Source organism: Bradyrhizobium sp. G127, assembly GCF_021502575.1.
Lineage (GTDB): Bacteria > Pseudomonadota > Alphaproteobacteria > Rhizobiales > Xanthobacteraceae > Afipia.
Window position 1 is genome coordinate 1,355,617 of record NZ_JAKFGN010000002.1, and the last position, 19,203, is coordinate 1,374,819.

The window sequence follows — 19,203 nt, forward strand, 5'->3', positions numbered from 1 at the left end:
TGGATCGGAACGATGAGCGAGCCGTCGATTGATCGTGGAATCGACGTATTGGCTGAATTGCGCAGCCGTTATGTCAGGCCGATGCCGACGTGGGGCGTGGGGAAGCTAGACCCAACTGAGCGGGATACGACAAAACAAGTCCGCTCACAGCAACGCGCGGCCCTGAAAATTCTGTTTGCGAATAAATTCTTCTTTTTGAATGGCGGCTCTGAGGTTGTCATGTTCGACGAGATGGAGCTGATGAGAAAATATGAACTCGATGTCGTCGAGTTTTCCATGCGCGATCCTCGGAATTTCCCATCGAAATACGAATCCTATTTCGTCTCGCAAAAGGACTACCGATCAGCGTCGCGAAGTGGACAGGTCAGATCGGCCCTATCGTTCATTCATTCGCGTGAAGCCGTAAATCGCGTTACGCATCTCATCCAGGATGAAAAACCGGACCTACTGCATTGCCATAACATCTACCACCAGCTGACCCCGTCGATTATCAACGCAGCCTCCCGACAAAAAATTCCAGTAGTTCTGACGCTTCACGACTTCAAGCCGATCTGTCCGGTTTACAGCCAGCTTTGGAACGGTGAATTGTGCACAAAGTGTTCCGAAGGCCGGTACGAGGCGTTGCTCACGCAACGTTGCGCCGATGGTTCGATCGGCCGAAGCGCGCTGCTTTGGGCTGAAGCGCGTTATCACGCCGCGGCTCGCAGCTATGAGCGGGTAAACATGTTCATCGCCCCTAGCCGATTCATGCGCGACGCCGTCGTCCGTCGCCTCGGCAAGGATAAGGTAATACACATCCCGAACGGCATCGACGCCTCCCGGATCGAGGTGTCAGATCACGACGAAGGCTTTGTTCTCTATCTCGGTCGTCTTTCACCCGAAAAAGGGGTTGAGACCCTGCTGCGGGCGCATGCGGCAGACAACGCCGCATGGCGGCTGGTCATCGCCGGATCGGGTCCGCTGCTGGAGGATCTGCAGTCACGTTTTCCATTAGCAGAATTCACGGGCTACCTGACGGGAAAGGCTCTCGAGACCAGACTGAGAGGCGCGTCTGTCGTCGTGATGCCTTCCAAGGCGCGCGAGAACTGCCCGCTCTCGATACTCGAAGCGATGGCGCATGCGAAGCCTATCGTAGCGTCACGTATGGGCGGAGTACCAGAACTGGTTAGGGATGGCGAAACCGGTTTTCTTTTCGAACCAAACAACGCGCAACAGCTGTCGAATTGCGTCAGGACCCTGTTAGGCGATTACGATCTGCGAAAAAAATTTGGCCAACGTGCTCGAAGAATTGCAGAAACGGAATATTCGCTCGAAAAACATGGAGCAGCGCTTCTTTCACTTTATCAACGTCTGACCTCAAGTAGCAAATCAATCAACAAGGTTGGATCGTAAAATGGATCTCACAGTCATCTCGACTTTCAGATGCAATTCGAAATGCCAAATGTGCTACATCTGGAAAAACCCGACCGAACCGAAGGAAGAAGTTTCCCTTGAGACCCTGTCGAAGCTGCCGGCCGGCTTTGATAATCTCAACGTGTCCGGCGGTGAACCAACCCTTCGCAAGGACCTCGGCGAAATCGCCGATCTCCTCCATCCAAAAGCCCGGGTCATGGAGATATCGTCCAACGGACTCCATCCAGAACGGTTGATTCCGATTATCAAGAAGTATCCTAATATAAAAGTGCGTTTCTCGCTGGAGGGCGACCAGGTAACAAACGACGCAATCCGGGGCGAGAAAGGCGGCTATGCCACCAAAGTCGCCGGGCTCCGCATGCTAAGGGAGGCCGGTGGTACTGACCTCGGCTTCGCAATGGTTATCCAGGATGAGAATGTCGACCAGCTTGTCGGTGTTTACGAATTTGCGCGAAAAGAAGGCTACGAGCTTGCAACATCCGCGCTTCACAACGCTTGGCAATTTTACAAGAACGACAACTACTTCTACGAACGGAAGGTCGTTGCCCGGAAGGTGGAGGGACTTATCGAAGCGATGCTGCGGAGTTCCAAACCGAAGAACTGGTTCCGCGCCTACCTGAACCTGGGTCTTATCGAAAAGATACTTGGCCACGACCGTCTGATCCCATGCAGCGCCGGGAAGGACTTCGCCTTTATCGATCCGTGGTCAGACGTCTGGGCTTGCAACGTACGGTCCGACCTGCCCATGGGCAATCTCGCTCGACAATCGTGGGATGAGATTATTAATAGTGAGGCATCGCAACAGACTCGCCACAAGGTCGCAGCCTGTGACCAGAATTGCTGGATGGTTACGACCGCTCGCACTGCGATGCGCTCGAACGTAGTACCCCAGATGCCCAAGGTCGGACCGCTTTTGTGGGTCCTGAAGAACAAGCTGAAGGTATCGGCTGGCAAGAAGATCTGCTTCGACAGTTACATCAATTATTCGGACGTGAGGCCCTCGCCTGTTGTGAGACGCGAGTCCTTCCTGAATCAGAATGCTAAAGGGCGGCTGATCAAGGGGCGCCAAACACCGGACGAGCATTATCCGTTAAAGACCTTCGTGAATAACTAAAGCTGGCCGCTTAGCGGCAACAGTCGAGTTTTTGGATGTCGCGTTGTGCCGCCGCGGTTGTCAAACGCCGAAGTAATTGATCCGTGCCCAGTTATCAGTGTTCTCCACGAATTCGGGATTGCAAACGCCGAAGAGCATATGCAGCCGGAGCATTGGTTCCATACTAATATTGGTCTGGCAGGACGAAACTTGCCAAAGTCTGGCCTTGTTCGAACGAAATGGTGAGTCCTCTTCAGACTTGAGCATCACCGTGCAAGTCTGACTGACGAGCATCGGCGTGCACTCATTCAGTCACGCGCTCAGAAATCGGCAGAGTCCATCGTCGTTCGGCGTCCATGTGATGCTCCCCTTTGGCGAATTCCAACAGGGCTGGATTTTGGCGGCAAGCATTTAAATTTAATCGGGGAAGAGGCAGTGCATGAGCACCGCGTACGAACTTGTCACCATCTGAATCTGACCCAGGCTTAGTCGCACTGGTGATGATGCTTCGGTTCCAGGGACTGGGCGTCAATCCCGAACAGATTCGTCATCAGTTTGGCAGCGCCATGATCGGCTTACCCGAGATGCTCCGGTGCGCGAAGGCATTTGGCTTGAAAGCCAGAGTCTCCGCGACCAACTGGTCTCGGCTGGCCACTACGCCAATGCCTGCGCTAGCCGCGCTGCGGGACGGAGGCTTTCTGCTGCTTGGCAAGGCGGGCGAGGACAAGGTCATCGTGCTTGAACCTGGGCGCCCGGCACCCGTGGTGATGGCGCGGGCCGAACTGGAAGCCGTGTGGGACGGTCGGGTCCTGCTGATGACGAAGCGGGCTGGACTCGCTGACTTGTCTCGCCAGTTTGACATTACCTGGTTTCTTGGTGCGGTCCATAAATATCGACGACTTCTGAGTGAAGTTCTTATTGCGTCATTCTTTCTTCAGCTGTTCGCCCTGGTCTCACCGCTGTTTTTCCAGGTGGTTGTTGACAAGGTGCTTGTGCATCGCAGCTTGAGTACCTTGGAGGTGCTTGCAGTCGGCTTGATCGCGATTGCCTTGTTCGAAACAATCCTTGGCATCCTTCGTACCTATCTGTTTTCCCATACGACCAATCGTATTGATGTCGAACTCGGTGCGCGGCTGTTTCGGCACCTGCTGGCACTGCCAATTGGATATTTCCAGGCGAGACGTGTTGGCGATTCAGTCGCTCGAGTACGCGAACTCGAAAATATCCGCAATTTTCTGACCAGTTCCGGACTTACCCTTGTCATCGACCTGTTCTTTACGAGCGTGTTTATCGCTGTGTTGTTCTTTTATTCACCGCTTCTGACCTGGATCGTGCTCGCGTCATTTCCATTCTACGTGGGGATATCCGCCGCCGCGACGCCGCTATTCCAAAAGCGTTTGGACGAGAAGTTCAAACGCGGCGCAGAGAACCAGGCTTTTCTGGTCGAAAGCGTAACCGGGATCGAAACGCTCAAAGCGATGGCAATTGAGCCGCAGATGCAGCGGCGGTGGGAGGAACAACTGGCCGGTTATGTCACTGCGAGCTTTCGGGTGACCAGTTTGGGTAATGTTGCAAGCCAAATCGTTCAGTTCGTAAGTAAACTGGTCAGCGCGGCAATCCTGTATTTCGGGGCAAAGCTCGTCATCAGCGGCGACCTGTCGGTCGGCGAGCTTATCGCTTTCAATCTGCTGGCGGGCCGGGTCAGTGCTCCCGTGCTGCGACTAGCGCAAGTTTGGCAGGATTTTCATCAGGCGCGCCTCTCGGTTAACCGCCTCGGGGATATCCTCAACACAGCGCCTGAACCTATCTACAATCCCGGCAAAATGGGACTCGCTGCGATCCGCGGCCACATCAGCTTCGAAAACGTCAGTTTCCGCTATCGGATCGACGGCCAGAAAGTCCTGCACGACATCAACCTAGACGTGCCGGCCGGCCAAGTGATCGGAATCGTCGGCACTTCCGGATCGGGCAAGAGTACTCTCGCTAAACTGGTGCAGCGCCTCTATCTCCCGGAAATCGGGCGCGTGCTGATCGATGGCGTCGATGTCGCGCAGGTCGATCCGGCTCAGTTACGCCGTCAGATCGGTGTCGTTCTTCAGGACAGCATGCTGTTCAATTGCTCGATCCGAGACAACATCGCGCTGGTTGATCCAGCGGTGCCGGCAGAAAATGTCATCGCGGCCGCAACATTGGCTGGAGCTCACGATTTCATCCTCCAACTCCCGGAAGGGTATGACACCGTTGTCGGCGAACGGGGCAGCAGCCTATCGGGCGGGCAGCGTCAGCGCATCGCTATTGCTCGCGCGCTTATCTCCGATCCCCGGATACTCATTTTCGATGAAGCGACGAGTGCGCTCGACTACGAAAGTGAAAGCATCGTGCAAAAAAATATGGTGCAGATGTCTCAAGGACGAACGGTACTTATCATCGCGCATCGGCTCTCTGCCCTGCGACTTGCAGATCGCGTCATCACCATCGAACGCGGCCGTCTGATCGAGGACGGCTCTCATCAGGAACTGATCAGGGCCGGCGGGCGATACGCAAAGCTGTATCGCCTCCAGGCAGGGCTGCACGAGCAGTATTCGTAACAGCCACAAAGCCGACCACGACTACGTTCGCACCCGATGCATGAAGGCTAAGAGCAATGGGAACAAATGCTAAGGCCCAGCGCGATGATCCTGGATTTTTTGTCCTGGAAATATTGCTTCGTCTCCTCGGCATGGACGTCGAAGCTGAACAGCTCAGTCGAGAGGTCGGCTATTCTGCTATAAGCGTCGAGGAAATGGTTAGCTATGCCAAGAGAAAAGGTCTGGCCGCCCGTTGCTCGAAATCCTCCTGGAATCGGCTAGCAAGCGCTCCCTTACCGGCAATCGCCGCCCTTCGTAACGGAAGCTTCTTGCTGCTCGGCAAGGTAACTGGCGATACGGCTATCGTTCTTGAGCCATGGGCTCAGCGGCCTACGCTGATGACGCGAGTCGAATTCGACGCTGTGTGGGATGGCCGACTTGTTTCAATGAAAAGACGCAGTGGTCTTGCTCTTCAGTTCGAACGGTTCAGCAAGACCGCGATCGCGCGGTTGCGGCAGTTCTGGAAAGCCTCGATCACGCACGCGAACCACATCTCCCGTCGCCTAAGCGAAGGTCTTCCAAAGATTACCAAGACGACCGTTCAAATGGAAACGCCCTCAGGTACAAATGGAGGCGGTACCAGGATTATCGTTTTTGCCGATCATGCCCGCAAACTCGGGCGGGCAGTCGCTCGTATCAAGCCGGACGAGGAACGACGGCGCTTCGACGAACTCGCTTTTCTGCCGGCCGCACTCGAGATCGTTGAGACGCCACCCTCGCCGCTTGGGCGCGCGACCGCGTTCAGCATTATTGCCGTCTTCACTGTAGCATTGGTATGGGCATGTTTCGGAACGGTCGACGTGGTCGCCATAGCCCCCGGAAAGCTCATCCCGAGCGGGCGTACCAAGACTATCCAGCCATTCGAGACCGGCGTCGTACGCTCGATCAAGGTTCACGATGGACAAGTTGTAAAAAACGGCGACGCGCTGATCGAACTTGATACAACAATAACCGTGGCCGAGCTCGGGCATTTGAAGGGCGACCTGTTGGCCGCTCAACTCGACATCGCCCGGACGAAGGCGGCGTTGACCAGCAAAGACGACCCTCTGGCGGCGTTCATACCTCCTGCGGACGCAACTCCCTCCCAAATCGAAATGCACCGACGGTTTCTGATCACCCAGACCGCGGAGCAGAATGCTAAGCTCGCCGCAATAGATCAGCAGGTGAAGCAAAAGGAAGCTGAACGCGCCACGTTCGCAGCCTCGACCGAAAAGCTGAGGGCCACCCTTGTGCCGCTGCAGCAGCGCGTCGAAATCCGACAACAGCTTTTTCAAAAGGAACTAGGATCCAAAATTACATATCTGACCGAGTTCCAGGACTATGTCGCACAACAGCAGGAGATCCTTGTCCAGCAGAGCCGGTCCAGCGAAGCCGATGCCGCTATCGCTGTCCTGATGGAGACGCGGGCGAAGGCTGTGGCCGAGTACGAGCGCGGCTTGTTCGAAGGCTTGGCCAAGGCCGAAGAGAAGGCGGCAGGACTTACACAGGACGTCATCAAAGCCGAACAACGCACCAGCCTGCAAAAACTGACAGCTCCGATTGACGGCATGGTCCAGCAACTCGCCGTGCACACCATCGGCGGCGTCGTGACGCCAGCGCAGATGCTCATGCTCATCGTTCCAACCGAAAGCCGGCTTGAGATTGAGGCCATGGTCTCGAACCGAGACATCGGGTTCGTTGAACCCGGCCAGGATGCGGCGATCAAGATCGATACATTCAATTTCACCCGGTATGGCCTCCTGCAAGGCAAGGTTATCAGCATCTCGCAAGACGCTATTACCCGCAACAAGCCCCAGGATAGAGGGAACGAGGCAGCCCCAGGCGCGGAAACAACCAGCAGTGAGCCGAAAGGCCAGGAGCTGGTCTATGCTGCGCGCATCTCGCTCGATCGCAGTCAAATGGATATCGAGAATAAGCGCGTCAATCTTTCCCCCGGCATGGCCGTAACCGTCGAAATTAAAAACGGCTCGCGCAGTATCATCAGCTACCTTTTGTCCCCGCTCCTTCGCTACAAGCAGGAGAGTATGCGTGAGAGATGAGCGTGATCAGACACCAGTGCGGTCAAGCCGTCTAAGAGGATATCGTTGCCCACCGCATTGGGTGTGGCAGGGGCCAATTAAGCCGCTGCCATACAATGCCGCACTGAGAGCCAACGCCTCTGTGCGAGCCTAGTCGGGCTCCTCGACCTGCTTCAGCAAACCAGCCTCGCTCAAAGCCCGCACAGCTTCCTTCATTATCCCCCAGGGCAGATTGCAGCGCGCCGCAATGTCAAGCAGCGAATTGGTGCCGTCCGACATGTTCAAGAGCCAAAGAATAGCCATTTGCAAGTCGCCCGCCGAGTGCCCTCCGATTGTGCTGTACAGACCATAGTCGCCCAGCTTGGGTTCGCAGAGAGGCTTGAGGTTGAGATATTTGTGATTTTTCTCAATGACATCGATCGTCGTGAACGCCTTCGCGGCCGAGTCGCTTAACGATGGCGCGGAAACGAAGCTCAGGTCGTCAGCGGACGTATGATATTCCGGAAATTGCCCGTGGGGAGTACGCATGAAGCATCCAACCGGAAGATTGAGCCCTGGAGAACAGTATTGCCGCTCGTCATACCCGAAGGGTGAAAACGGCAAGATATCGAAAGCGCTCCCACTCTGCTTTAAAACATACGTCCATGCACGATCGATTTCAGCATCGCCGCGTCTGCTTGCTTTGTAAGTTGGCGAGCCGCGATCCCCCACGCAGGTCAATACGAACCCGTGCTTAATCTTGCTCAAGTGAGGCCGACGAATTGCGGCCCAGGTAATCGAACCGATGGTGCCGGGAATAAACAAGAAGCGATACGAGTATCGCAGATCCATACTGCCGAGGCGCTTTGCCAGCGCACAAGCTACGGCAATGCCAGACAGATTGTCATTGCAAAGGGACGGGTGGCACACATGACAAGATATGAGTACCTCATCCGAGGATCGGCCACGCACGAGGAGTTCGCCAAAAGTCAAATGCCCGGCTTCGAGGGAAGAATCGATGCACACCTCATACTCGTCATCCGGCAACTCAAGCAATTGCCGATGCGACAGGCAAAAACCCCACGCCTGTTTGTAGTAAGATGTCCGATATGGAATCCAGTCCGGCTGCTGAGGATCCGAGAACAGATGCTCCCTGAGTTCAGAAAGACCGATACGTCTATGAACGGGGATACTATAACCAAGAACATGCAGATTGGAGGTGCGAAAGTCGATAACGCGTTCGCCGGCACTGTCTTTGACGTATGCATCTCGAATGTTCCATTCAAGCGGAACAGTCCAATCGAAAACCTGTAAGCCAGAGGGCACCTCGCAGATGGTAAGCGGGATATGCTCCATTATTTGATTGAGAGTTCTTCGAACCCCCTCGCCAGTGATACTTCGGCAGATCGGGTAAAGTTCTGAAACAAAGCGGTACATCGACCGGCCGTCATCATCAGCGGACAGATCTATGGGATCCGGAAGCTCGTCGAGGTCGCCAAACTTCAGGCTTTGGACCGCGCCATGCATCGCTCTACCTCGCCGTCAATCCACCCAGATTCGCCGTAAGCCCGTCATTGAACAATCTGCGGTTCAGGGATCGGCACCACGAACTGCGCGCCCCAGCTCCGGGTGAACGATAGCTGGCCGATAATCTCGTGCTGGAGATTCCATGGTAGAATAAGGATGTAATCCGGTTTGGTCACGTTGATCCGCTCCGGCTCATAGATCGGAATATGAGTCCCCGGTAAAAATCGCCCTTGTTTGTGCGGACTGCGATCAACCGTATATTCAATAAGATCAGGAGTAATGCCGCAGTAGTTCAACAACGTATTTCCCTTGGCGGGAGCACCATATCCGACAACGCGCTTTCCTGCCTGTTTGGCATTCACCAGAAATTCAACGAGCTTCTCTTTCGTCCGTACGGCGCGCTGCTCAAAATCAAGGTATCCGCCGAGGCCTGCGTATCCAGCATCTATCTCCCGCTTCCGAAGATCCTCGACACGCTTTGACGTTGGGTGGATACCTCCAACCCTGTGCTGCGCAAAAATGCGAAGCGATCCTCCGTGTGTCGGCAACTCCTCGACGTCGAACAATGTCAGTCCATGCGCGTTAAACACCTTCTCCGCCGCTATGAATGAAAAATACGAAAAGTGCTCGTGATAGATCGTATCGATCTGACATTCCGCGCACAGCCGCATCAAGTGGGGAAATTCCATTGTAACAATGCCTTGATCGGCCAGCAGTATCTTTAACCCTTTCACGAAATCGTTCAGGTCTGGCACATGAGCGAGAACGTTGTTCCCAATCAGGAGATCGGCACGCAACCCCTCTCTCCGCAGAGTCCTAGCGGTTGCCTCACCGAAGAAATCCACCCGTGTGGGAATTCCTCTGCTGCGAGCGACCTCGGCGACGTTTCGCGCAGGCTCTATTCCGAGAACCGGAACCCCACGATCAACAAAATACTGCAGCAGATAGCCATCATTGCTTGCGATTTCGACGACCTTGCTCTCCGTGTTAACTCCGAAGCGATCGACCATCGCGGCGGCATATGTCTTTGCGTGACGAAGCCAGGACTCGCTGTAGGAAGAGAAGTAGGCATAATCTCCAAAAATATTCTCCGGACTCTCCCATTCTTCGAGTTGGACCAGAAAGCACACCCCGCAAACATAAACCCGCAGCGGAAACTGCGGCTCACCTCGCTGGAGATCTTCGGCCTTCGGGTAGGTATTGGCCAGAGGCGACAAACCCAGATCAAGAAAAATCTGACTGAGCGGCGAGCCACAAAACCGACAACCGCTATGTTGGCCGTGCTCGGCGACCGTCGCCGCGGAATTGAGCGATCTGACCTGAAATTCGCCATTCAACATCACGTGGCTCCTGATGTGCGTCAACTCCGGTTCATCGATCCAACCAATCGAACTTACGTTTCAACGAACCCAACCACTTGACGACCGTCAAGTTGGCCTCATCTGCACAACGTGACTAAAGATCCTGCGAATGCGCGGGGGCAGTGGACTATAGTCACACCATTTAGCTCATCGCGATCAGCTTTAAACGCGACGATCATCTCGCTCTATGCAACGCTTCTGAGATTCATGCGCAGTTTGAGATCGTCCTCGATCTCGGAAATCAAACTCCATGCCTTATCGCGCCGTGAAATAACACGCACAGGCAGCGGCCAATCCACCCCAAGCATCGGATCGTCATATCGAAAGCCACCCTCAGCATCCGGCGCATGAGATTCGCTGATGAGGTACGTTAGTTCGGTGTCATCCTCGAGCGTGATGAAACCGTGCGCGAAACATTTCGGAATATATAGACCGCGACCGCTTTCGGCCGACAGCACTACAGCGACGTGCTCCAGATAGGTAGACGATTCAGGGCGCAGATCCACGATGACGTCGAAGACTGCGCCCTTCGTGCAGCGCACATATTTCGTTTCAGCCGCAGGAGGATATTGGAAATGAAATCCTCGCAACGTACCACGTTTTGCATTGAAGCTGACGCTTGCCTGCGCGACTATTGACCTCAATCCTCGCGCAGAAAATTCATCAGCGCAGAACATGCGGGCAAAGTAGCCTCGGTCATCATTTCGACGGTCAATGTCAACGGTGTATGCGCCCGCTAACTTGGATTCTGAGAAGATCATTGAGAGCCCGGAGTTTACGAGAGCCTCGATCTAGCAATCGCGTCGCGGGTGCATTACTGCCGCCTGAGCCCGCTTAATGTGCCCAGCCGATCCCTAAACGAAGGCTCTGTAACCAAGTTGAGATTCGTCAAGTTGGAACACTTGAATATCGGCGTTCTATTGCGAATACGGCACCGCGGTCAGGAGATAAACAAGTGAAACACGTGCGCGACTGCCCACAACAAAAGGACAATCCAAGCTAGGGTACAGCCAAAGGCGAATGTGACCACAAGAATGGCCCAATCCAAGCTTCTCCTACCGATGTCCTTTGCAACCGCGGTATCGCCAGGGCGCCGGTACGTGGTTTCCAGTTCATCTGCATGAGACATTCGCGCGCTCCCAACCAGAGGCGAGCACGCAGCATAATTGGCGCAGATTGTACCAATCTGAGAATTCTCAATAACGATACTTGAAATGGAAGGGAATCCGGGCCCCCGATCGCGCCAATTGCGGAGACAGTTTGATCTGCTGGTCGAACTCTGCTTCGGTCGTAAAATCAGGGCAGGGCTTGCTCCGCGGATTATTTAGTGCCCCTGGTAAGCTTGGTCTAGTTAGCCACGGTTATGAGCGTCGGACCCTGACTTGCGGAGCTTCGACGCCAGCCAATGCACCTGGCACACCTTCTAATCCTTCTCGATTCGAAGAGGCCACGACGTGACGGATTCTTCGCCACTCCTTTTCCAGCAGAACCGCAGCCCAAAGCATATGAGCTAGAACCCATATCGCAAAAAGGTGCTGCAACCAGAACATGTGACTAATCCCGAGACGGCATCAAAAGTTGACCATTTCCACGACAAAAATAACGTCAGTCGGCATGCACGCGCGGCATACTGGCAAGCCCGTGGACAATGCCAACATGACTAAGTTAACATTTCTTTGCATTGTGGGGTGCCTGCCCCCCCGACACTTCGGGGGTAAGCTACGGCATTCAGGATACTTGGGCGTTGGTGTCAAGCCGGGGAGATTGGGCAATCAAACCTTTTGGGGCCGCCAAAAGTTCTCTGCTTTTCTGCCGCCGGCATCAGCTTCCTTGGGTAATATAAAAGACATAAGGAACAGGTTGCTGCGCGTTGGCGGCACGGCTATCTGCCCGGCCTTGCCACAGCACTAATCTGTCGCTTCCGCCGCCTCAATATGCGTTGCCTGGCTTCAAAATACGAACGACGGTCACCAGCATGATCCGGATATCAAGCCACAGTGACCAGTACTCAATGTACCAAAGGTCACTCTCAACGCGTGATTTCATCATTCCTATTTCCGGAGTTTCACCACGAAATCCCCTGACTTGCGCCAATCCGGTTATGCCCGGCTTCATTTTATGTCGAATAGCGTAGGTCGCAATCAGTCGATCATACTCATTATCGTGCGCGAGAGCGTGTGGACGCGGGCCTACCAATGACATGTCGCCCCGCAGAACATTGAGCAATTGCGGGACCTCATCGATGCTGAGTTTCCGCAGTAGCCGGCCAAGGTGCGTTACACGTCTGTCGTTCTTCGTAGCCTGAACAATGATCGGGCCGTCGTCCAGTGTAGACATTGTTCTGAACTTGAAAATCCTGAACGGCCGCCCATTGAAGCCGACTCGCGTTTGGAGAAAAAGTGCAGGTCCCGGCGACTCCAGTCGTATCGCGGCAGAGATCACGGCGAAGAACGGCATCAGAGCAACCAACGACATTGCGGCTAATATCCGATCCATGCCTTGCTTCACACTACGTTGTGCGGCACTTAGCGGAGCGCGCTGGAGTTCTACAGCTTTGGTCGGCCCTAGTTCAAATAACGGACGATCAAGTATACGGCCTGTTGTCGTGTCCGGTACAAGCTTGACTGGAATCGGAAGTACCCGAAGTTCGTTTTCGACACCACCGAGGAGATCTGTTAACCGCCACGGGACGGCTATGATTATTTCATCGATGCTCTTTTCCCGCACATAGCAGACAACTTCGCGCAAGCGAATCCTCAATGCTTCCTCATCGAAGGTGCAACTCTGATCCAGTGGCAGCGAAAAGACCTGCGCTACGGCATACCCGTATCTTTCCAAGGTGGACAACGTCTCATTGGCGGCAAGTTCGTCCGCTAGCCCGACCACGATGACCCGGTTTGGCTTCAGAACGCCGGACGAAATGACAACGGTACAGACGCGCGCCATGGCAATCCGCATCGCTGCGGTAGCAAAGATTCCACTGGTAAAGAACAACAGCATCTCACCACGAGAAAAATCTGCTCCAATCTTTAGCAAAAATGCAAAGGTTGCGAGAAATACAAATACTACCAGCCAGATTAGCGTGGAGCGTCCAACCTGCCATTTAAGTCGCACCAGATTTGGCGCACGATAGAGCTTAGCTGCATGGCCGAAGGCGGAGTACAATGTGGCGACAGCGATCGCTGAACCAAGATAATTTTGTGCCGTGCCCGTCCCGCCCAGGATCATGGCATCGTACAGGAGTCCCGCTGCGACGCCCAAAAGTACGATCCAGATCAGGTCAAACATCGCAACCAGCGGCGACATAACATTAAGAGAAATGGGAACGGGCGGCTGGTCGCGAGTAGTATTTGAGCGGGCCAGATCGGCCACTATGTTGGTATCACGCGCTAGAGACATTTGAGACCTCTTAACCGCGGGAATGGAAGGCTGTTCGAGCTAATCGCCTGCTACTCGCAGAAGTCCCGGTAAGTTGATAAAACGAATTGTCTTGCGGTTGGGCAAATCAATGAGCCCTTTCAATTTAAACTCGGCGAGAGTGCGGCAGACAGTTTCGAGCGACGTACCCAAATGATCCGCAATATCTGCCCGCGGAAGCAGAAGCGTGAACGCGAGTGGACGTTTTGGGTCCTCGGGCAAGTGATGCCGAATGCGCAATAGAAATCCCGCAATTCGGGCCACACTGCTCTTCTGGCTCATGGTGACAACCAGAGACAACGTCTCTGCAAGCATCTGGTGAGCGCCGCAGGGCTCATTCTGCTGGCAGATACCGGAAGCAGCTGTACGCTGCACCCTACAATTGGTTACGGCTTCAGCCGTAATTCGCTGACATGACGATTGAGTTGGCATGACGACGTCACCGGGCCAATAGAAAGCCAAAATCTGCCGGTTACCATTCTCGAGTAATCGAACAGCCCGGATCACGCCTTCTACAATTTCTATTTTCTGAGCTTGATGCTCACCCTCCCAAAAAAGGGCGCGCCCCCGTGGAACAAGCGATACTGTGGATTGGCGACGTTGTTCAGCGCGCTCTTGGCGAGATAGCCAGGGCAGTGGCGCAGCACCCCCCGTGCCAATCTGTGGAATACCCATCTGCCCAACCCTCACTGATACGCCAACATCACGAGGGTTGCATGGAGATAGATTTAAGAAAATTCAGCTAAAGGTGTTAGGTATGCCGCGGTTCCCTCTAGTCTGATCGGCCTAGGCCGAAAGGTACGGGAATCTATGCGATTGGAGCTTCGGAGGACTTGCGTGACAAACCTCCAACACATCGCTACCGCGACACAGCAGATGCGATTTGCAAACGGAAACACGCATCTTCACTTGCACAAAGCCTTCGATTGCATTCACACTTTATCGAGTTCTACGTGACTCTTCGAGATGCAGAGGTAGATTGCTAACAGACTTCTGAGCTTATGTTGCGGATCCAAAACGATGCGCACCATTGCCACTGCCAATGCACGAGACGCCACAGCGCTCAATAGATGCCACCGCGCAGCGGCTCAGAAGTATGTCGCTATCAACTTTCCGAGCTGTTGATCTGCAGCACGCCACAACAATTGCCACGGAGTTATCAATCAACGAATTTTTTCACCTTGAACCGAAACTATCCGGCTTCTTAAAAAGATCTTATGCCGACATTGATCGACAAAATATTATTTAGTTCAATCCCCGTCATCGCGATGCGGGCGAGCATTATCGCCTGTAAGTTCGGGCTCGCAATTTTCATCGGACATTATATCGATCTGGCATCACTCGGACTTTATGGTCTAGCCGCCGCGACCGTTAGCCTCGGGCCTGTAGTGATCGGCATGGGGATGGTTCATCTCATCATGCGCGACGCGGTCACATTGTCCTTGCGCCGGGTAACTATCGACCTACGGCACTATTGGTGTTTTACCGCTTCAGTATATGCCCTGGTCCTCGCGTTCGCCATTCTGATCACAATCACACTTGGCGCCTCTGAACTATGGCCTTTGGTCGTTGCGATCATGCTGTTTGAGCATTTGGGAAACGACGTTTTTCAGCTCATGTCGAACCTCGAACGACCTCTGCAGGCAAATGTAAACGCTTTTCTTCGGGGAGCAGCCTGGATTCTGATCTACGTCCCGATCGCCATTTGGGAACCCAGCTTGAGATCCAATACTTTCCTATTCGCATTTTGGCTCGGAGGCAGTCTATCGGCGTTCTTATTGTTCGCATGGGAGAGCCGATCCTGGCCATGGAAAAACGCTTTTTTGCTCCCTTTCAGTCCAGCATGGATCAGGAGAACGATCAGAAAGGCTTTCGTCATCTACGTCAGCGATCTCAGTTTTGTCGGGAGCTTGTATATTGACCGCTATCTAGTTACTTTGTTTTTGGGTTTGCAGCTTGCCGGCGTTTATTTTCTTTACTGGTCTGCTGCAAGCGCCGTCAGTACGTTCGTCAGCATTGCGGTCTTGCAGATTCAGCGCCCGCGCCTCATTAAAGCCTATCATGATGGCGGAGCATCAGCTCACAGGCGACTCATCTCGACTTTTATGAAAACGACGATATCGGCCACTGCACTGTTCAGTGCAGCTGTCGGATGCGCTTTCTACATAGCGCTCCCTTTCTTAAAACAGGCGTCAGTAACGGATCACCTTTTTGCGTTCTGGCTGATCATTGCTGGAATGGCAATGCGCAACGTTGCCGACTTCGGGGCAATGGCTCTCTTTACTGCGCGTCGCGATTACATGACGACGGTCACTAACCTAGCAGCGGTGATAGTGCTCGCTCTCGCCCAAATAGTATTGCTGCCATTTGCAGGACTGTACGGCGCCGGCGCCGCAATTCTCTTTACGTTTTCAGCGATGACGCTTTGGCGCCACAAGCTTCTATTCAGCCATCCATCGGCTGAGCCGCAATCCAGTCACTCACTTTAAATTATCTGCGCTGTGCCGCAGCGCTGCCTGGAAAAACCCGGTCCGCGCCTTTGCAGGTTTGCCTAAACCCGCAATTCTAAATCTCTCATTCTTGAACCTAACATCCGGACGAATACTCGATCCAACCAATCTTGCAGCCATGAACGCTGCTTCCGTACGGTTACGGGCACCGAGGGCGCGCAACAGAGCAGCAGTGTGAATCTTGGTTGTCCCTTCGGCAATACTCAAGTGAGACGCAATTTCTTTATTAGACATACCTCGGGCGATCATGGGCAGAACCTCTTTTTGCCGAGGCGTGAGCTTCAGAGCTTCTACTTCAGTGTTAATTGAAGGTGGTATCTCCGCCCTGTCGTCAACGCCATCGGCAATCCACCGCGGAACATATATTCGTCCGGAAAGGAGGTCTGTAATCGCCGTGAGCAGTTCCTCGTCCGACTGCAGCTTATACACGAAGCCGTGAAATCCGGCGGAAAGGGAGTTCAATACGTCAGCGCGAGTATTTGACGTCGACATGACGGCGAAGCGCGTCATCGGATTCAATTCGTGCGCTTCCTTCAACAGACAAAGCAACCCATAGCTGAGAGAGTCAGAGTCTATCAGGATCAGATCAAAGCAATGGCTTGCCGCGAACGAATCGAACTCCGCAGATTCGACGACGCGAGCACGCTGAATTCTCGCCTCGATCAATTCCCGGATACCGCTCCGGTAAACACTGTGCGCGTCGATCACTAAGATCACAGACACGGTTACAATCCCTTAAGTACAAAGTACCTACTTGATGCCCCCTTAGTGCATAAGCTATTTTTTTCCGGCGACGCTGAAAAATACTGAGCGCCGCATCCGGCCGCGTCTTGGTCAACAACTCCCACCTCCGCCGGACGCATAAAGCGCGCCGGAGGTTCCTTACGGCAATATTAGAATGATACTCCAATGATAAACTTTGTCAAAACTCTGACAGCAGCCCGAGTCTGACGTTATTCCGTCTCAGACCCTGAAAAAGGGCGAAGAAGTCGAGGAACTTATGTCCCCAATGCGGCCGCATGTCATAGTTGTCGCCGACTATTCGGCTCTTGGACAATCCTCTGAGTCAATAAGGCCGGGCTCGCTCCCAATTGAGCGCACTACTGACGATGACCTCAAGATTGTCAAACTTTGGCATCCATCCAAATTTGCCCCGCGCCAGATTTGAGTCTGCAACGATTGATGTGGTATCTCCGGGCCGCCGGTTCGAAAGCCTGATGTCCAGTTTTGTCCCATTGATCCGCTCAACGGCGCGCAAAACCTCAAACACCGAGTATCCGCGGCTATAACCGCAATTCGCGGTTAAATTTTCTCCGCCTCCCCGGAGACGAGCTAGTGCGAGCTTATGCGCAACAGCGAGATCTTTCACATGAATGTAGTCTCGAATGCATGTTCCGTCAGCCGTAGGATAATCAGTACCGAAAACCTCCACGAACTTGCGCTTGCCCAAAGCCGCTTCGCTCGCAACTTTTATCAGATGCGTAGCACCTTTGGTGGCCTGCCCAGTTCTCCCTCGCGGGTCTGCGCCTGCAACATTGAAGTATCTCAGGACCGTATGTCTGAGGCCATGCGCTTTCGAAATATCCTCCAACATCCACTCTGACATCAGCTTGGAACGGCCATAAGGCGACTGAGGTCGAAGAGGACTGTTCTCTTTGACCGGCTCATGGCCGCCAGCTCCGTAGACCGCGGCCGTTGACGAGAAAATGAAATGCGGAACACCTCTCTCAACCGCAGATTCTATTAGAATACGCGTTTGGCAGGTATTGTTGTGATAGTAATTCAGCGGGTTTGCGACCGATTCCGGAACTACCACTGAACCGGCGAAATGAATAATCGCATCGATCTTGTGTTCGGCTATCACGCTGGCCAGCAGGGTCGAATTTCCCACATCACCAACCACCAGTTTGGCAGCAGGAGAAACAGCGGCTTTGAACCCCGTTGAAAGGTTGTCCAAGACAATGACCGTCTCACCCGCGTCAATCAACTCCAGGACTGTTTGGCTGCCAATATAGCCGGCTCCACCAGTGACCAGGACGGGCATTCGCTGCATTCCATTGCTTGTTAAGTAAGACCGGCATCGCAGCCATCATTCATTTGGCTGAACAAACCTCGGACACTCACTGTGCTGGGAACACAACGACTTTCCGTCGCGCTGGACGTGCGTTCCCATTGGCGCGCATTCGAGCTTCAAGTCTCAAAAATTCGCCGCAGCTGGAATCATCTCCTCGATCGGAGTCCACAACAGCCGTGGGTCGAGTTGCTCCGTATGTCGTAGGTGGCGCAGTTCGGACAGCCGCGTGAACGGCGGAGAGTTGAACATCGTTTCGTCGAGTTGAATCCGTTGAAACACTGTCCTCAACTGCATCGCACCCCTCTCCGCGCTCCACTGGCATTTGAAGCTTGGAATGCGGTCTCTAATTTTTTCGAATGATACCCGGTAACTCCGATTGTCCGGCCCGCTTGGACCATATGTCACCTCGCAGCCCGGAAACGTCTTAGAGACGATTTCCGCAATCTCTCGAACAGTATAGTTTTGTGCTTCAGTGCCTACATTGAAAGCTTCGCCGCATACGGCCTCTCTCGGCGCTTCAAGCGCACCCAGGATTGCCTGGCAAATGTCGTCCACGTGGACCAACGGACGACACGGCGTCCCGTCACTCATCACGCGGACCTTACCTGTCGTAAAAGCAAAGCCCGCCAGATTGTTGAGGACGAGGTCAAAGCGCTGCCGAGGCGACGCGCCGAACGCGGTCGCATTCCGGAGGAACACCGGGGTAAAACGTGAGTCGACCATTGCAGTCAGGTCGCGTTCGACCAAAACTTTGCAGCGCGCATAGGCGGTCTGCGGATCGACCATTGATGTTTCGGATTTAAGTTCAGCACCCGCCGCTCCATAAATGCTGCAGGACGACGCGTACACAAATCGCGCGACGCCTGCGGCTTTACATTTTCTCGCGAACTCGACCGACCCACGATGATTGATCTCCATCGTGATTTCGGGATCGTTCTCGCCAAGAGGATCGTTTGAAAGCTCAGCCAGATGAACTACCGCGTCCAGTCCCGTCAGGTCAGATTGCGATAAATGGCGAACGTCCTTGGAAATGACCATTGGCCGCGTACGGCCGTCGTCAAACAGCCAACCTCGCCGATACAGCCCGGTGTCAATACCAGTCGCTTGATGACCGCCATCCAGTAACTTGGGACCCAGCACCGCGCCGATATAGCCGTCCGCCCCTGTGTACAGAATGCGCATTG

At 54.0% G+C, this 19,203-nt stretch carries 13 protein-coding genes; 5 read left to right on the plus strand and 8 right to left on the minus strand.

All coding sequences use genetic code 11. The features are described from left to right. Positions 1-12: 12 nt before the first annotated feature. The 4 genes from LVY71_RS18560 to LVY71_RS18580 all read left to right on the plus strand — a co-directional run bounded on the left by LVY71_RS18560 (position 13) and on the right by LVY71_RS18580 (position 7,172). Complete coding sequence (locus LVY71_RS18560; RefSeq protein WP_235101316.1) at positions 13-1,392, plus strand: glycosyltransferase family 4 protein; 1,380 nt, start codon at positions 13-15, stop codon at positions 1,390-1,392. A 1-nt stretch (position 1,393) separates the two neighbouring features. Next, positions 1,394-2,527, plus strand: coding sequence for a radical SAM protein (locus tag LVY71_RS18565; protein WP_235101317.1), 1,134 nt, complete (start codon positions 1,394-1,396; stop codon positions 2,525-2,527). A gap of 437 nt (positions 2,528-2,964) precedes the next feature. Beyond that, positions 2,965-5,094, plus strand: a complete 2,130-nt coding sequence (locus tag LVY71_RS18570; RefSeq protein WP_283842543.1) for a type I secretion system permease/ATPase — start codon at positions 2,965-2,967, stop codon at positions 5,092-5,094. A gap of 56 nt (positions 5,095-5,150) precedes the next feature. After that, entirely contained in the window at positions 5,151-7,172 is a 2,022-nt protein-coding gene (locus LVY71_RS18580; RefSeq protein WP_349629902.1) for an HlyD family type I secretion periplasmic adaptor subunit, read from the plus strand. A gap of 129 nt (positions 7,173-7,301) precedes the next feature. Here the strand turns inward: LVY71_RS18580 and LVY71_RS18585 are convergent, their stop codons facing one another. The 5 genes from LVY71_RS18585 to LVY71_RS18605 form a co-directional block, all read right to left on the minus strand. After that, entirely contained in the window at positions 7,302-8,567 is a 1,266-nt protein-coding gene (locus LVY71_RS18585) for a DUF4910 domain-containing protein (RefSeq protein WP_502797605.1), read from the minus strand. 134 nt (positions 8,568-8,701) lie between these two features. Then, entirely contained in the window at positions 8,702-9,997 is a 1,296-nt protein-coding gene (locus LVY71_RS18590; protein ID WP_235101320.1) for a class I SAM-dependent methyltransferase, read from the minus strand. Positions 9,998-10,203: 206 nt separating this feature from the next. After that, a complete protein-coding gene (locus LVY71_RS18595) occupies positions 10,204-10,779 on the minus strand; it encodes a dTDP-4-dehydrorhamnose 3,5-epimerase family protein (RefSeq protein ID WP_235101321.1) in 576 nt (191 codons plus the stop codon). Positions 10,780-11,947: 1,168 nt separating this feature from the next. After that, a complete protein-coding gene (locus tag LVY71_RS18600) occupies positions 11,948-13,417 on the minus strand; it encodes an undecaprenyl-phosphate glucose phosphotransferase (RefSeq protein ID WP_235101322.1) in 1,470 nt (489 codons plus the stop codon). Between the two features lie 39 nt (positions 13,418-13,456). Further along, complete coding sequence (locus tag LVY71_RS18605; RefSeq protein WP_235101323.1) at positions 13,457-14,110, minus strand: Crp/Fnr family transcriptional regulator; 654 nt, start codon at positions 14,108-14,110, stop codon at positions 13,457-13,459. A 542-nt stretch (positions 14,111-14,652) separates the two neighbouring features. Here LVY71_RS18605 and LVY71_RS18610 point away from each other — a divergent pair. Continuing rightward, positions 14,653-15,924: a lipopolysaccharide biosynthesis protein gene (locus LVY71_RS18610; RefSeq protein WP_235101324.1), complete on the plus strand. Its 1,272-nt coding sequence runs from the start codon at positions 14,653-14,655 to the stop codon at positions 15,922-15,924. On the opposite strand, the gene LVY71_RS18615 is transcribed toward LVY71_RS18610, so the two are convergent. The 3 genes from LVY71_RS18615 to LVY71_RS18625 all read right to left on the minus strand — a co-directional run bounded on the left by LVY71_RS18615 (position 15,916) and on the right by LVY71_RS18625 (position 19,201). Further along, entirely contained in the window at positions 15,916-16,668 is a 753-nt protein-coding gene (locus LVY71_RS18615; RefSeq protein WP_235101325.1) for a LuxR C-terminal-related transcriptional regulator, read from the minus strand. The genes LVY71_RS18610 and LVY71_RS18615 overlap by 9 nt on opposite strands. Positions 16,669-17,011: 343 nt before the next feature. After that, positions 17,012-17,989 carry a UDP-glucose 4-epimerase GalE gene (gene galE / locus LVY71_RS18620; RefSeq protein ID WP_235101326.1) on the minus strand — a complete coding sequence of 326 codons (978 nt, stop codon included), beginning with the start codon at positions 17,987-17,989 and terminating at the stop codon, positions 17,012-17,014. 153 nt (positions 17,990-18,142) lie between these two features. Further along, positions 18,143-19,201, minus strand: a complete 1,059-nt coding sequence (locus LVY71_RS18625; protein WP_235101327.1) for an NAD-dependent epimerase/dehydratase family protein — start codon at positions 19,199-19,201, stop codon at positions 18,143-18,145. Positions 19,202-19,203 lie beyond the last annotated feature (2 nt).